This is a genomic window from Oceanobacter sp. 4_MG-2023 (assembly GCF_030689165.1).
Lineage (GTDB): Bacteria > Pseudomonadota > Gammaproteobacteria > Pseudomonadales > Oceanobacteraceae > Oceanobacter.
The window spans coordinates 12,681-28,146 of sequence record NZ_JAUYVV010000013.1 but is presented as its reverse complement, the minus strand read 5'-3'; the positions used below and the strand labels follow the sequence as shown (position 1 = coordinate 28,146).

Genomic DNA, 15,466 nt, shown 5'->3' with positions numbered 1-15,466 from the left:
TCGTTGAGGCTCCGACACGTCAGGTTGCTGTCTGTTGTCACTCTGGGCAGTTGGCCACGCTGCGGCAGGGGTATTAGCGCTGCGGGAGGTGGCTTGCATCAGAGTGTTGCCCGGACCGGTTTGTGGTCTGGTATCGGCAACACCGTCCATAATTTGATAATGCGAGATCGCCCGCAGGTCGCTGCGTGGTTTATCTCACCGGGCGGCGCCAATATGGTTGATCGTACAGGGCGAGGTTTGGCGGACGTTTTGTGTGTCCGGGGACTCTGCTGGCCGGGGCTGGGGCAAGTTGCCTGCAGCTATCTCACTGACCCGTCAAGTCCGACGCTCGTTTATACGACCTGTTATACTGGCAAGCCTGCCGTGTTAAATCTTGCGAAGAGTTTTGTTGCTGACTCTTCTTCTTCTATACTCGCCGCTTTCGATGTTGGCGATACTTGCATCGGTCAAAATGTTTGTGTAAGACCCGAATGCCGCTGGAATATAGCAACAAAGTATGAAGTCAGCAAAGTATTAGATTCTCTGTCGCGGTAATGTGACACTCAATTCTCTTTAAATCCGGCGCTTGTTGCAGCAATCACGCCGGTGGTTACCCTGAATATATGGCAAAGTTTGAAATAGATACCACCAAGGTGTCGTTGCTGGAAGTGACGACGGATAACGATGGCCAGCGTGTCGATAATTTTTTGATGGCGGTGCTGGGAAAGGTACCGCGAGCGCTGGTGTATCGCATTATCCGCAAGGGCGAGGTCCGGGTTAACAAGGGAAGAGTAAAGGCCGACTCTCGTGTGGCCGCGGGTGATGTTGTACGTATTCCTCCGGTGCGTTTGCCCCAGGAACAGGCGGTTGGTCATGCTTCGGCAGATCTGCTGGCGGGGCTGAAAAAAGCCATTGTTTATGAAGACGATGCCCTGATTGCCATTAACAAGCCGCATGGTTTGGCGGTGCATGGCGGCAGTGGCGTCAATCTGGGGCTGATTGAAGCCATGCGGCAGTTGTATCCGGATCACAGCTTTCTGGAGCTGGTGCACCGGCTCGATCGGGATACGTCCGGTATTATCATGATTGCGCGCAAACGATCGGCGCTGGTAGCGTTGCAGAAAATGCTGGTGAACAAAGTCGGTATCCGGAAGCGTTATCTGGCTCTGGTGCACGGTCATTGGCCTTTGTCTGTTACTGAGGTGAAGGCACCGCTAAAAAAATCCGAGCGCCAGTCCGGTGAGCGCATTATGTTGGTGGATGCCGAAGGCAAGGCCTCGCATACCCGCTACCGGTTGTTGTCGAGCGGCCCGCATTATTCCTTGCTGGAAGCGGAACCTGTCACCGGTCGAACCCATCAGATTCGGGTTCATTGCCAGTTTCAGGGGTTTGCCATTGCCGGGGATGAAAAATATCGGGATCGTGCACAAGTGGCGATCGATCAGCAGCATGGGGTCCGGCGGTTGTTTTTACATGCCTTGCGACTGGAGTTTCGCCATCCATTAACCGGAGAGGCGTTGTCGCTGACCGCACCTCCGAATGCAGATTTTGAGCGACTACTTATAAAGGAAGGCTGTGGTTATGAGCTATGACCTCATTGTTTTTGATTGGGATGGTACGCTGGCTGATTCCACGGGGCGGATTGTGGACAGTATGCAGCGGGCAGGACGGATTATCGGCTTGCCTCCGGTCACGGATGCCCAGGTGCAGAATATTATTGGCCTGGGATTGCCTGAAGCCATTACAACACTATGGCCAGCTATTGATGAGCAGAACATGGCGGCGATGAAAGAGTGTTACGCCCGTCATTTTGTCTCAGACAGTCCGGTGGCGATGGGGTTGTTTGCCGGGGCAGAAACGATGTTGGCACGCTTGCAGGAGCAAGGCATATTGTTGGCCGTTGCGACAGGTAAAAGTCGGCGGGGGCTGGATCGTATTCTGGATGATCTGACGTTGCGGCACCGGTTTGCTGCCACCCGTTGCGCCGATGAAACCTGCTCCAAGCCCGATCCGCTGATGCTGCAGGAAATTCTGGCGCAATTGAGAATTCCAGCATCGAGGGCGTTAATGGTGGGAGATACCACCTATGATCTTGATATGGCCAATGCTGCCGGAATGGCATGTGTGGCCATGAGTCACGGTGCTCACGATGAAGTGGCCTTGTCTGCTTGTCGGCCCTTGGTGATGTGTCATAACATCGCCGGGCTTGATGCCTGGCTTGCCCGGCATTTATCAACGGCTGGTAAATAAAGTTGTCTGTATGTTGTCACTGAATAAATTGGAAGTCATGCATGAATCGTCCTGAAGACAGCAGTAAAGAGTGGAAGTTGATCAGCAAGTTGGTGATGGACTTGCAAAAGGAACAGCGACGGTCACGCCGTTGGGGAATATTTTTTCGGGTACTGATGTTCAGCTATCTGTTTGTTGTGCTGTGGATGTTCCGTACACCACTGGAAGATGCAGCAGCAGGGGGTAGTGCTGGCGGCGAGCCATTTGCGGCGGTAGTTGAAGTCACAGGTGCTATTGCGGCAGACAAGGAAGCCAGTGCCGATGCGCTGATCAGTGGGATTCGCAAAGCATTTGAAGATCAGGATGCCCTTGGATTGATTCTGCGCATCAACTCACCCGGGGGAAGCCCGGTACAGGCCGGTTATGTGTATGACGAGATCAAGCGCCTGAAAGAAACCCGCCCGGATTTTCCAGTGTATGCCGTGATCGTAGACCTGGGTGCTTCCGGGGCTTATTACATTGCCGCTGCCGCCGATGAAATTTATGCCGACAAGGCCAGCCTGGTTGGCTCTATTGGTGTGGTGGGTTCCGGCTTTGGTTTTGTGGATGTAATGGACAAACTGGGGGTTGAGCGCAGAAGCTACACCGCCGGGGAGCACAAGGGGTTTTTGGATCCATTCTTGCCGGAGCGTGCTGATGAGCGTGAATTCTGGGAAGGCGTTTTGGCAGTTACCCATAAACAGTTTGTTGAGCAGGTGCGCAACGGCCGTGGCGATCGTCTGAAAGAAACCCCGGATATGTTCAGTGGTTTGATCTGGTCTGGCGAACAAGCACTGGAGATGGGGCTGATTGACGGCCTGTCATCTACCAGCCAGCTGGCACGAGAACAGTTGGATACCGAAACCCTGGTCAACTTCACCTTGCGGCCCAACCGTTTTGAAGAGCTGGTTGGACGCCTGGGAGCCAGTATGGGTCGTGGGCTTTCCAGTGTTTTTGTCGATCAGGGTATTACGCTGCGCTGATACTGGCGTTGGTTAATCAAATAATTTTGACAACAGGAGGCGAGATACCTATTATCTCGCGCACTATGGCAGAGGCACAAATACCCCACCGGGTTGATGCACCTAAACTTGTTGAACATAATCAACAGTTTAAGGCGGCAATCAACAGTTCCGATCTTCCTCGTCTGAACGAAGCCGTCGATCAGTGTCTGGCACCGATCGACTGCGTTATTTCTTTCGAAAAAGATGCTGAACGTTTTCGTATGATTGTGGGTAGTTGTTCTACTCGTGTCGCCATGACTTGCCAGCGTTGTCTGGGGAGAGTGGAGATAGCGGTTGGTAGTCAGTTTTCACTGGGTTTGGTTTTTAATGACGAGCAGGCGAGAAATTTGCCTAAACGTCTTGAACCTGTGGAAATGGACGAAAATGGCGTGATCGACCTGTGGTCGGTGTTGGAAGACGAAGTGCTGTTGGCACTGCCTGCTTTTCCAACCCATCCCGAGTCCGAATGTCAGATTCAGCAGCCCGAGCCTGAAGACATAATCAGTAACGAAAAGCGGCCCAACCCGTTTGACGTTTTGGCACAGCTCAAACAGAAATAGTGTAGGAGCCAATCATGGCTGTTCAGAAAAACAAAGTAACTCGATCCAAGCGTGGCATGCGTCGTTCACACGATGCACTGGATACTGCTTCAGTAGCCCTGACCACAGATCCAACCACGGGTGAAATTCACCGTCGTCACCATGTGAGCGATGATGGTTTCTATCGTGGTAAAAAAGTTGTGGAGACTGGCACCAACTAAGATGTTAACCATCGCGGTAGATGCCATGGGCGGGGACTTAGGTCCCCGCGCTGCGTTTTATGGCTGCAAAAACCTGCTTGGCAAGCATCGGCAAGTCAGGGTGATGCTGTTTGTTGAGCAAGGCTGGGTTGGTGAAGCCACCCGGAGCACGGCAGAGTTTTCTGACCGTATCAGGATTGTAGGTTGCGGTACCAGTATCGCGGCTGATGAAAACCCTTCTGTAGTACTTAAAAAGCGCCAGTCTTCATCCATGGTGATGGCTCTGTGTGCGTATCGCGATGGTGAAGTGCAAGGTGTGTTGTCAGTTGGCAGCACGGGTGCACTGATGATTCTTTCTCGCCGCTTGTTGGGTGTACTTCCTGGTATCGATCGTCCTGCTCTGGCAACGCAAATCCCGACCCGTGGCAAACCTTTGTTGCTGTTGGATCTGGGGGCTTCTCTGGGAGCTACCTCGTCGCAGCTGGTGCAGTTTGCTGTGCTGGGGGTGGCCTGGTGCCGTTCCATGAAAATAGAGCGGCCGGATGTGGGCTTGCTGAATGTTGGTCATGAGTCTGGCAAAGGCACGGCGGATATCCGTACTGCCGATTCGATACTCAGCTGTTTGTTGCCTGAGAACTACGCCGGTTTTTATGAAGGCGATGATCTGTATCGTGGTGATCTGGATGTCATGGTCTGTGATGGTTTTACCGGTAATATCGCGCTGAAAACCAGTGAAGGGTTGACCGACTGGCTCACCCAGATGGTAAAAGACGAACTCAAGCAGCATTGGGTGTTGCGGCTGGTGTCGCCCTTGTTGCGGCAGGCGTTCAAGCGTATTCACAAACGTATTGCACCCACCCGACATGGCGGTGCCATGTTGTTGGGAATTGATGGTGTGGTGGTGAAAACCCACGGTAAATCTGATATATCTACTTATGAATTTGCCATGGGGTATTTGGTCGAGCAGGCCATAAATCATGACCGTGAGGCACTAATCAGGCAGATTTTGCCCATGCAAGAGGCGATTGCCTGAAACAAATTCATTAAAATTGTGCCAATTGGGTGTTTACTGGAGCGAGCGAGAATCCTACTATGGCGCCGCTTCCGGGTTATTGGACACCGTATTTGTTTTGAATCAGTGTGCTTTGGCCTCTGGAACCGGTTTCCAACTGGTATCAATACATGCCCGCTACAACAACGGCAGCTAACCGATTTGGTGATTGATAATATGACAGAAGTAATCGCAATTTTCCCCGGTCAGGGTGCTCAGCAAGTGGGTATGCTGGCGGATTTGGCCGCAGAATACAGCCTGATCGGTGATACCTTTGCAGAAGCCTCGGAAGCGCTTGGGTTCGATCTTTGGGCGTTGACCCAGGATGGCCCGGCGGAAACACTCAACCAGACCTATAATGCCCAGCCAGCCTTGCTGACGTCCAGTGTTGCCCTGTTGCGCTTGATTCAGACTCATTGCCCTGCGTTGCAAATTGTTGCCGCGGCCGGTCATTCGTTGGGTGAATATTCGGCGCTGGTCGCCGCTGATGCGATTGATTTTGTTGATGCTGTCCGTCTGGTACGGCAGCGAGGCCAGCTGATGGAGCAAGCCGTTCCTGCCGGTCAGGGCGGCATGGCCGCGATTCTGGGGCTGGATGAAGCCACTCTGCGTCAGGTTTGTGACGATGCCAAACCAGCTGGAGTGGTCGAACCGGCCAATTTTAATGCACCTGGCCAGATTGTTATTGCCGGTGATATGGCTGGTATTGAAAAAGCCATCGAGCTGGCCAAGGCAGCCGGTGCCAAACGGGCTTTGCCATTGGCGGTGAGTGGCCCGTTTCACTCCAGTCTGATGCGGGCAGCGGCACAGAATTTCAAAGGTGCTCTGGCCGACGTCAACTGGCGGGCGACGGAATTTCCGGTGTATCACAACGTTGACAATGAACCGGCACCCTTGGCGGAAATGCAAGAAAAATTGCTGGATCAGTTGTACAGCCCGGTTGACTGGACGGGTGCGATTGCTGCAGTACGCAGCAAAGCGGATGTGGCGATTGAATTTGGTCCTGGCAAGGTATTGGCAGGGCTCAACAAGCGTATCGATAAAACCCTGACAACCTGTGGTACTGGTGATCTTGCCAGCGCCCAGGCAGTCATGGCCATGATTCAAGGACAATAAGCATGACAGACAAGGCACTGGTACTGGTTACTGGCGCATCCCGGGGTATTGGGCGAGCGGTGGCCGAGCGCCTGGCAGGCAAAGGATACAAGGTCATCGGCACGGCGACCAGTGAGTCGGGTGCAGCGGCTATTCGTGAGGCATTACAAGTAATTGATGCCGACAACGATGCCGTGGTGCTGAATATTTCAGATGCAGAACAGACCAGTGAGGCCCTCAAGGCGCTGGTTGCTGAGCATGGTACGCCCGCAGTACTGGTGAATAACGCCGGTATTACTCGCGACAACCTGTTTCTGCGTATGAGCGACGATGAGTGGCATGCGGTGATCAATACCAACCTGACCGGCGTGTTCCGTGTCTGTAAGGCACTGGTCAAACCGATGATCAAGGCGAGAGCCGGTGCCATTATTAATATCAGCTCCATTATCGGCACTACCGGTAATGCGGGTCAGGCTAACTATGCAGCGGCCAAGGCCGGTCTGGAAGGCTTTTCCCGTTCTCTGGCACAGGAAGTGGCCAGTCGCAACATCACGGTTAATTGTGTTGCACCGGGTTTTATCAAAACAGACATGACGGACGTCTTGCCTGAAGCCCAAAAAGAAGCCATCCTGTCGTCCATTCCAAGCAAGCGCTTGGGGCGGCCAGACGAGATTGCCAGTGCTGTTGCCTTTTTGGCCAGTGACGAAGCGAAATACATTACAGGCCAGACCATTCATGTGAATGGCGGTATGAATATGGGTTAGGGTCGCACTGACCTTCGAAACACTGAAACGGTAGGAAAAAACATGAGCAATATCGAAGAACGCGTAAAAAAAATCGTCTGCGAACAGCTGGGCGTTAAAGAAGACGAAGTGAAAGCAGCTTCTTCTTTCGTTAATGACTTGGGTGCAGATTCTCTGGACACTGTAGAGCTGGTAATGGCTCTGGAAGAAGAATTTGAGACTGAGATTCCAGACGAAGATGCCGAGAAGCTGACTACCGTTCAGGAAGCAATCGACTACATCGTTGCGAATCTGTAATAATCGCGACGTCTGAAAGCCGCCTCTTCGGACGCGGCTTTTTTTGTGTCTGAGACGGGGAAACGAAAACAGTGATGACGAAACGACGCGTAGTGGTAACGGGCCTGGGAACTGTTAACCCAATGGGTCTGGACGTGGCGACAACCTGGCAAGCAGTGTGTCAGGGCAAATCCGGCATCGGACCGGTAACGCATTTTGATGCCAGCAGCTATTCAACCCGAATTGTCGGGTCAGTAAAAGACTTCGATGTAACCAGTGTTATGTCGGCCAAGGAAGCACGCAAACTCGACCCGTTCTTGCAATACGCAATGGTGGCAGCCGAACAAGCGATGCAGGATGCCGGATTTCCTGAAGATCTCGATCGCACACGCTTCGGTGTTGCCGTTGGTTCAGGAATTGGTGGACTGAACACCATTGAGCAGAATTACCAGCAACTGACCAAAAGCGGTCCTCGCCGGGTGTCACCTTTCCTGGTGCCCGCTGCGGTGATTAATATGGCGTCGGGCAATATTGCCATTCGTCATGGCCTGCAGGGCCCTAATTTTGCTATTACGACCGCCTGTACCACAGGTACCCACAATATCGGTTACGCCGCCCGGACGATTGCGTACGGCGATGCCGACCTGATGCTGGCAGGAGGCACAGAAGGTGCGTCTTCTCCGCTGGGTATGGCTGGTTTTGCGGCGGCAAGAGCCATGAGCACCCATAACGACGAGCCGGAAAAAGCCAGTCGCCCATGGGATAAAGACCGTGACGGTTTTGTACTGAGTGATGGCGCAGCGATTCTGGTGCTGGAATCACTGGAACATGCCCAGGCACGTGGTGCTCATATTTATGCCGAACTGATCGGATTGGGCATGAGCGATGACGCCTACCATGTGACCAGTCCACCGGTAGACGGTTCAGGTGCGTGCACCGCGATGACCAATGCGCTGCGAGATGGCGGTGTTACACCGGATCAGGTGGACTATATCAACGCGCACGGCACATCGACGCAAGTGGGTGATATTGCCGAAACCAACGCCATCAAGACGCTGTTTGGGGATCATGCCTACAAACTGGCGGTGTCATCGACCAAATCCATGACTGGCCACTTGTTGGGTGCGGCAGGGGCGATTGAAGCCATGTTCACCATTTTGACGATTCAGGATGGCATCATCCCGCCGACAATCAATCTTGACAATCCGGATGACGGTTGCGATCTGGATTATGTGCCGCATACCGCCCGCAAGGCTGATGTGTCGATTGCACTGTCCAACTCCTTTGGTTTTGGCGGCACTAACGGCAGCTTGCTATTCTCGCGTTTTAACGGCTAAGACCAGTGACCAGGGTACTTTGTCGATTGGCGGGTCAGTGGCAGGACGATTGGCCTGCCACTGACCGAGGCCTGCACTATGGCGACGGTTTGTTCGAAACCATGCGCCTGTCCGCTGGCCGTATTCCTTTATGGCCATTGCATCAGGCCCGGCTACAGGCCGGGATAACGGCGCTGCGCTTCCCGTCAGCCACCATGGACGACGTCTTGCAAGCACTGGAGACGCTGCCCGAGTCTCAACGACTGGATCGTTACTCGGCGGTCAAACTGCTGCTGAGTCGTGGCACTGGGCCGCGAGGTTATGCCATCCCCGAACCGACAGCGATCAATCTGCAGCTGCACCTGTTCGATGCCCCCCAGTGGCGCTGGAGCGGGTTATCGGCTGAGTGCCCTGGGTTGACCATTGGAGTGAACCCGGTACGGCTTGGGCGGCAGCCCCGGCTGGCCGGATTAAAACACCTGAATCGGCTTGAGCAGGTGTTGGCCCGGGCAGAATTCCAGCCAGGCTGGGATGAAAGCCTGATGCTGGACGATCAGGAACAGGTGATAGAAGGATGTTATTCCAATCTGATAATCCGTCGTGGTGGGCAATGGTTGACGCCGTCACTGGCGACATCCGGTGTCAATGGCGTGGTGCGGCAGTGGTTGCTGCAGCAGCTGGATGTCACCGTCACTGGCTTGTCGCTGGATGACATCAAACAGGCCGATGCGCTGTTTATGAGCAACAGCCTGATGGGAATTGTGCCGGTGGCCCGAATGGACACGACAAGCTATGCCCCAACCTCTGAAACATTGGATGTCATGCGGGCGTTGCAGACCAGACTGGAGAGTCTTTTTTGAAAAAAATATTGGCGTTGATCGCTACCTTGCCAGTACTGCTGCTGGCTTTGAGCCTGGCGGTCTGGACGTTACCTGCCAGCAATGATGACCTTGTCCGTATCGAGATCAAGGCGGGGGATACCCTGACTGGCAAAGCCCGACAATGGGAAGCCGATGGGTGGCTGCCTTCGGCCTTGCTGTTACGTATCCAGGCCCGAGTATTAAATAAACAACACTTGCGCGCCGGGGAGTACGATGTTCCGCCACAGCTGACTGGCCCGGAGTTGCTCGCCTGGCTTGAAACCGCCGAAGCGGTCACCTATCGGGTACGGCTGATTGAAGGCACCCGTCTGGTGGATGCATTGGCCAATATCGCCAGCGCCAACAAGCTCAAGCAGGATATCCAGCCACTGACGCCAGAACAGGTTGGGCAATATCTTGGTATTGATGGCAACCCCGAAGGCTGGTTGTATCCGGACACCTATGTTTATCCCAGTGGCGCATTAGCCTCTTCGGTCATTACCCAAGCCTACCAGCGTATGCAAAACCAGTTACAGGAGGCATGGAGCCAGCGAGATAAGGATCTGCCGTACAGTACGCCCTATCAGGCACTGGTGATGGCCTCGATTGTTGAAAAAGAAACCGCCGTGGCCTCCGAGCGTCCTCAAATAGCCGGTGTCTTTGTGCGGCGCTTGCGTAAAGGCATGCGACTGGAAACCGACCCCACGGTGATCTACGGCCTTGGAACGGACTTCTCCGGCAATCTGCGCAAACGCCATCTGCTGGATCGCAGTAACGTCTACAACACCTATCGCAACCATGGCTTGCCGCCCAGCCCGATCGCGCTGGCCGGTCGGCAGGCACTGGATGCCGCACTGCACCCGGATGAGGGTGATGCCTTGTTCTTTGTGGCGCGCGGGGACGGCTCACACGTGTTCTCCGCGACGTTTGCGCAGCACAACAAGGCTGTGTACCAATACCAGATACGTAACCGCAAGGCGGATTACCGTTCAACGCCGGAACCGGCGGCACCTTCTTCACCCGCATCGCCTGACGCAGGAACACAACCATGACTTCAGCCAACACCCCGCCGCCACGCGGCAAATTCATTACCTTTGAAGGAGGGGAGGGTGTTGGTAAGACGACCAACGTCCAGTGGTGTGCCGACTGGCTGATGGAGCGCGGGCTGGAGGTAATGGTGACCAGAGAGCCTGGGGGGACACCGATTGCCGAGCTGATTCGCAACAAGTTACTTAAAGCCCATCATGCCGAGTCCATGGTGCCAATGGCCGAACTGCTGCTGGTGTTTGCCGCCCGGGTACAACATCTCGAAGCGGTTATTTTACCGGCGTTGTCACAGGGCACCTGGGTGTTGTGTGACCGTTTTACGGATTCCACCATTGCCTATCAGGGGTTTGGTCGAGGTCTGGACCTGGGTAGTATCGAAACGCTCAAAAACCTGGCTCAGGGCACACTGGAACCAGACTGTACCTTGCTGCTTGATGCCCCTGTTGACGTTGGAATGGCACGGGCACGTGGTCGTACAGCCATCAGCGGTGAAGACATCGATCGCTTTGAAACAGAACAAATGGCTTTTTTTGAACGGGTAAGAGACGGATTTCAAGCCCTGGCAGCGACCCAGACCCGTTTTGTTACTCTGGATGCCACTCAGTCACTGGATGATATTCAATCCGAGTTGGCGATTCGGCTCAGCTTGTTGAGTGGGCTATGAGCGATTCTCACTGGTCGCATGTTTATCCTTGGCAGTCCGACCTTTGGGATAGCCTGATCAAACGGCATCAGCAGCAGGGGTTGCCCCATGCACTGATGCTTACCGGTGTTGAAGGAATTGGCAAACACGCCCTGGCGCTGGAAACGGCGCGCTGGCTACTCTGTACCCGTCGGATTGAACAGCATGCCAATGTTGCTTGTGGTGAATGTCACAGCTGTCGTTTGTGGCAAGCAGGCAATCATCCGGATTTTATGGAATGCCAGCCAGAAGACGACAGTCGGCAAATTCGTATCGACGGCGTGCGCAAACTCAACGAATTTCTGATGCAAACACCGCAAATCAGCCCGTGTCAGGTGGTCAGCCTGCATCCGGTGGAAGTCTTGAATGGCAACGCCGCCAACGCCTTGCTTAAAACCCTGGAAGAACCACCGGGTGAAAGCTTCCTGTTACTCGAAACCGAGCGTCTTGGCTCGGTCATGCCGACCATTCGCAGCCGCTGCCAGCGTTTGACACTGGCGACACCATCGCCGCAGCAGTCCCTTGACTGGATGCAGGCCAACGGCTGTGACCCCTTGGTGGCTGAACAGGCGCTACGCATGAACCAGATGGCACCGATCGCGGCTCTGGCATGGGTACAACAACAACGCCATGAACAACATAACCACTGGTTGCAACAACTGCAGCAATGGTCCAACGGCAGCTTGCCACTCGATGCCATGGTTGCCATCTGGAAAAAAGACGAGCTGACCGGGATTCTGTCCTGGTTGGGGCAGCTGAGTGCTGATTTGATGCGGGCACATATGGGGGCCGACCACAGCCAGTTGCTGGAGCCTGCCATCTTGGGCTGCTTTGACGCATCTACTCTGCAGCCCGCAAAACTGATAGCCTTGCATGACCGGATCAACAGCACATTAGGGCAAATACAGTCCGGTGCCAGCTATTTTAATCGCCAGCTGTTGCTGGAATCATTGATGATCGAGTGGCAAACACTCGTAACCAACCCAGGGAGAGACTGATGGCCAATATGGGGCGTAGCGGTATTCTGACGCTGACCATCAAAGATAAGGCTGTTCTGTACGGTGCGTATATGCCGTTTCTCAAAGAAGGCGGCTTGTTTATTCCAACTAACCGCAGCTACAAGTTGGGTGATGAAGTCTTTTTGTTATTAAAGCTGATGGATGACCCGGAAAAACTGCCGGTGGCAGGCAAGGTTGTCTGGATTACACCGCAGGGAGCACAGGGAAATAAAACGGCCGGTATTGGCGTCCAGTTCTCTGGCGATAACACCATGGCACGGGACCGGATCGAAACCCATCTCGTCGGGGCGATGAAATCTGAACGCCTTACCCACACCATGTGATACCCATGTGCCTGGACACGCCCGGCCTGACCGGCCCTGTCTGTGGCGCGACACCCGTTCTGTCACGTCAAGCACTCTTCCGATCGCACGCGACCGGAAAGTGATGTATACGGAGTACGAACGTCGTCTGAACACTACAAGGTTTGTATATGTCTGATTCTGCTTTTCGTCACCTGAGTGCCACACCGGTTGAGTCGCTCAACCTGGTGGTTCACCACTATGAACACACCGGCACCGGGGCGGTCCACTACCACCTTGAGTCTGATCACGACGAAAAGGCCTTTATGGTCGCAGTCCGTACCATGCCGAAAGACTCCACCGGGGTCGCCCATATTCTTGAGCATACGGTGCTGTGCGGCTCAGAAAAATTCCCGGTGCGTGATCCTTTCTTTATGATGACCCGGCGCTCGCTCAACACCTTTATGAACGCCATGACCAGCAGCGACTGGACCGCCTATCCGTTTGCTTCCCAGAACGACAAAGACTTCAATAACCTGCTTGATGTGTATCTTGACGCGGTGTTTTTCTCGCGACTGCATCCGCTCGATTTTGCCCAGGAAGGCCATCGTCTGGAACTGGAAGACCCGCAAGACCCGAACTCCAGGCTGGTCTTCAAGGGCGTGGTGTTCAATGAAATGAAAGGGGCCATGTCTTCACCGGTGTCACAACTGTGGCAAGGTATCAGTGCCTACCTGTTTCCAACCACCACCTACCACTTCAACAGCGGCGGTGATCCGGCTGAAATTACCCAGCTCAGCTACGAGCAGTTGATGAGCTTTTACAAAAGCCATTACCACCCCAGCAACGCGGTGTTTATGACGTTTGGCAATCTCGACGTTGACGCACTGCAAGCACGGCTTGAAAGCGAAGTCTTGTCCCGCTTTGAGCGGCAGACCCAGCGCTGGAGCGTACCCGCAGAACAACGTTATGCCGCGCCAGTTGCCGTACAGGAATACTACGGCGTCGACAGCGACGACCTCAGCGGTAAAACCCACCATGTCACCGGTTGGCTGCTGGGCTCTTCGGTTGATCTCGACGCCCAGCTGGAAGCCAACCTGCTCAGCCAGATTCTGCTCGATAACAGCGCTTCGCCATTACGCCGGGCGCTGGAACAAACCGAACTGGGTGGCTCACCATCGCCGCTGTGCGGGCTGGAAGAATCCAACCACGAAATGAGCTTTATGTGTGGCGTCGAAGGCAGTGAGCCGGAACACGGCCAAGCCATTGAAACCCTGATTCTCGACACCCTGCAACAGATCGCCACCGATGGCGTGGACGCTGACATTGTTGAATCCGCCTTGCACCAGCTGGAATTGCATCAGCGGGAAATCGGTGGCGATCATTACCCATACGGTCTGCAACTGGTGTTTAACGCCTTGCCCGCTGCGATCCATCATGGTGACCCGGTGGCAATGCTCAATCTGGATCCGGCGCTGGCTCGCTTGCGCGCCAACGCCAGCCAGCCAGGCTGGGTGCAGGCAACCGTGACCCGGTTGCTGCTCAACAACCGCCATCGGGTACGTTACAGCCTGTTGCCGGATGCCGGGCTGAATGCGGAAGCCAAACGACTGGAACAACAGCGACTGGATACCATTCGCGCCAACCTGACGGAACAACAGCTGCAAGCCATTCGCGACCAGGCGGAGGCGCTGCAACAACGCCAGGCGGCAGAAGACGATCCCGGCTTGCTGCCCCAGGTGACTCTCGAGGACGTCAAACCGGATATCCACTACGTTGCCCCCGATAATCATTACACCGACACACTGACAACCACTGAATATGTTACCGGCACCAACGGTATTCTTTACCAGCAGCTGATTGTCGGCCTGCCAGCATTCAATGCAGAACAGCTCAGCTGGTTACCTATGTTTACCAATGCCTGGAGTGAAGTGGGCGCTGGCGGTAACGATTACCTCACCCAACAAATCAAGCAGACCGCACTGGTGGGGAGCCTGTCGAGCTACGCCTCTATCCGTGGTGATGTCGACAGCAATCAGCACCTGCACGGTCACCTGGTAATGAGCGGTAAGGCCTTGGGCAGTAAAGCAGAGGACTTCAGCGCGCTGATGAAAGAGACCTGGCAGACTCCGACTTTCGACGACAATGCCCGGTTACTGGATCTGATGACGCAAATGAAAGCCCGTCGCGAGCAAGGTGTGACCGGCAGTGGCCACAGCCTGGCGATGTCAGTCGCGGCGTCGACCTTGAACCCGGTCGCCAATATCACCAATATCATGACTGGTATGCCCCAGCTGGTTGAATTGAAACAACGACTGAAACAGGCACAACAAGACGGTGGCGCCTCGCTGTCGGCAGCGCTGAACAGCCTGTACGCCTGTATTACCAGCAGCCCGGATGAAGCCTTGCTGATTCACGACGCACCATATCGGGAAATCCACCTCGATGCACTGCAGCAACAGTGGCCCCAGGCATCGGCCAGTACACCCATCGACTTGCCCTGGACACCCGTTGCGAGCGCTAATTACTGGATGGTCGATTCCCAGGTCAATTTCTGCGCCTGGGCGTTGCCCACCGTCTCTATGGTGAACGAGGACGCCGCCGCCCTGTCGGTATTGGCAGGTGTCATGCGCAACGCCTACCTGCACACCGCCATCAGGGAAAAAGGTGGTGCCTATGGTGCCGGTGCCACACAAGACAACAGTAGCAGCTGCTTCAAGTTCTACTCCTATCGCGATCCTCGGGTAGAAGGAACGTTTGATGATTTCGCGGCTTCTATCGACTGGGTGCTGGAACGTACCAACGGCGATGACCTGGTTGAGCAAGCAGTGCTGGGACTGATTGGCGGTATGGATCGCCCCGGCTCTCCGGCCGGAGAAGCCAAACAGGCATTCCATATGGATCGGGGTGGTCGCACCCGGGCTCTGCGTCAACAATACCGCGAGCGTCTTCTGTCTATTCGCTGGAGCGACGTTCAGCGGGTCGCCGCTACCTACCTGCAAGGGCAGGAGGGCAGCAAGGCAGTGATTGCGCCACGAGGCACACAGGATATTGCCGCGGCACTGGGCCTGACCGCACAAGACTTTTAGACCATCGGTTTTTAAGT

Annotated in this window: 16 protein-coding genes; all 16 read left to right on the top strand. The window is 54.7% G+C overall.

The features are described from left to right. Window positions 1-602 precede the first annotated feature (602 nt). The 16 genes from Q8W24_RS10665 (at window position 603) to Q8W24_RS10590 (ending at window position 15,449) form a co-directional block, all read left to right on the top strand. A complete protein-coding gene (locus Q8W24_RS10665; protein ID WP_303431465.1) occupies window positions 603-1,571 on the top strand; it encodes an RluA family pseudouridine synthase in 969 nt (322 codons plus the stop codon). After that, window positions 1,561-2,229, top strand: a complete 669-nt coding sequence (locus Q8W24_RS10660) for an HAD family hydrolase (RefSeq protein ID WP_303431466.1) — start codon at window positions 1,561-1,563, stop codon at window positions 2,227-2,229. The genes Q8W24_RS10665 and Q8W24_RS10660 overlap by 11 nt, the downstream gene beginning before the upstream one ends. A 41-nt stretch (window positions 2,230-2,270) precedes the next feature. Further along, window positions 2,271-3,230, top strand: a complete 960-nt coding sequence (locus tag Q8W24_RS10655; protein WP_303431467.1) for a S49 family peptidase — start codon at window positions 2,271-2,273, stop codon at window positions 3,228-3,230. Window positions 3,231-3,238: 8 nt separating this feature from the next. Continuing rightward, on the top strand, window positions 3,239-3,811 hold the full coding sequence (locus Q8W24_RS10650; protein ID WP_303431469.1) for a YceD family protein: 573 nt from the start codon (window positions 3,239-3,241) through the stop codon (window positions 3,809-3,811). Window positions 3,812-3,825: 14 nt separating this feature from the next. Then, window positions 3,826-4,011 carry a 50S ribosomal protein L32 gene (gene rpmF, locus Q8W24_RS10645; RefSeq protein ID WP_303431471.1) on the top strand — a complete coding sequence of 62 codons (186 nt, stop codon included), beginning with the start codon at window positions 3,826-3,828 and terminating at the stop codon, window positions 4,009-4,011. Between the two features lies 1 nt (window position 4,012). After that, window positions 4,013-5,023 carry a phosphate acyltransferase PlsX gene (gene plsX / locus Q8W24_RS10640; RefSeq protein ID WP_305413384.1) on the top strand — a complete coding sequence of 337 codons (1,011 nt, stop codon included), beginning with the start codon at window positions 4,013-4,015 and terminating at the stop codon, window positions 5,021-5,023. Window positions 5,024-5,218: 195 nt separating this feature from the next. After that, the gene (fabD, locus tag Q8W24_RS10635) at window positions 5,219-6,157 is read left to right on the top strand and encodes an ACP S-malonyltransferase (RefSeq protein ID WP_305413382.1); all 939 of its coding nucleotides are present in this window, start codon (window positions 5,219-5,221) and stop codon (window positions 6,155-6,157) included. 2 nt (window positions 6,158-6,159) lie between these two features. After that, window positions 6,160-6,900 (top strand): 3-oxoacyl-ACP reductase FabG, encoded by a 741-nt coding sequence (gene fabG, locus Q8W24_RS10630; RefSeq protein WP_305475254.1) that lies wholly within the window; start codon window positions 6,160-6,162, stop codon window positions 6,898-6,900. Between the two features lie 42 nt (window positions 6,901-6,942). After that, window positions 6,943-7,176: an acyl carrier protein gene (acpP, locus tag Q8W24_RS10625; protein ID WP_303431478.1), complete on the top strand. Its 234-nt coding sequence runs from the start codon at window positions 6,943-6,945 to the stop codon at window positions 7,174-7,176. A 74-nt stretch (window positions 7,177-7,250) separates the two neighbouring features. Continuing rightward, on the top strand, window positions 7,251-8,492 hold the full coding sequence (fabF, locus tag Q8W24_RS10620) for a beta-ketoacyl-ACP synthase II (protein ID WP_303431480.1): 1,242 nt from the start codon (window positions 7,251-7,253) through the stop codon (window positions 8,490-8,492). 5 nt (window positions 8,493-8,497) lie between these two features. Next, window positions 8,498-9,331, top strand: a complete 834-nt coding sequence (pabC, locus tag Q8W24_RS10615) for an aminodeoxychorismate lyase (RefSeq protein ID WP_305475253.1) — start codon at window positions 8,498-8,500, stop codon at window positions 9,329-9,331. After that, entirely contained in the window at window positions 9,328-10,383 is a 1,056-nt protein-coding gene (mltG, locus tag Q8W24_RS10610; protein ID WP_305475252.1) for an endolytic transglycosylase MltG, read from the top strand. The genes pabC and mltG overlap by 4 nt, the downstream gene beginning before the upstream one ends. Further along, window positions 10,380-11,042 carry a dTMP kinase gene (gene tmk, locus Q8W24_RS10605; RefSeq protein ID WP_303431485.1) on the top strand — a complete coding sequence of 221 codons (663 nt, stop codon included), beginning with the start codon at window positions 10,380-10,382 and terminating at the stop codon, window positions 11,040-11,042. Before mltG ends, tmk begins: the two co-directional genes overlap by 4 nt. Beyond that, window positions 11,039-12,058 carry a DNA polymerase III subunit delta' gene (gene holB, locus Q8W24_RS10600; protein ID WP_303431486.1) on the top strand — a complete coding sequence of 340 codons (1,020 nt, stop codon included), beginning with the start codon at window positions 11,039-11,041 and terminating at the stop codon, window positions 12,056-12,058. Before tmk ends, holB begins: the two co-directional genes overlap by 4 nt. Continuing rightward, window positions 12,058-12,402, top strand: coding sequence for a PilZ domain-containing protein (locus tag Q8W24_RS10595; RefSeq protein ID WP_303431488.1), 345 nt, complete (start codon window positions 12,058-12,060; stop codon window positions 12,400-12,402). The genes holB and Q8W24_RS10595 overlap by 1 nt, the downstream gene beginning before the upstream one ends. A gap of 149 nt (window positions 12,403-12,551) precedes the next feature. Next, the gene (locus Q8W24_RS10590; protein WP_305475251.1) at window positions 12,552-15,449 is read left to right on the top strand and encodes an insulinase family protein; all 2,898 of its coding nucleotides are present in this window, start codon (window positions 12,552-12,554) and stop codon (window positions 15,447-15,449) included. The last annotated feature ends 17 nt before the right edge of the window (window positions 15,450-15,466 follow it).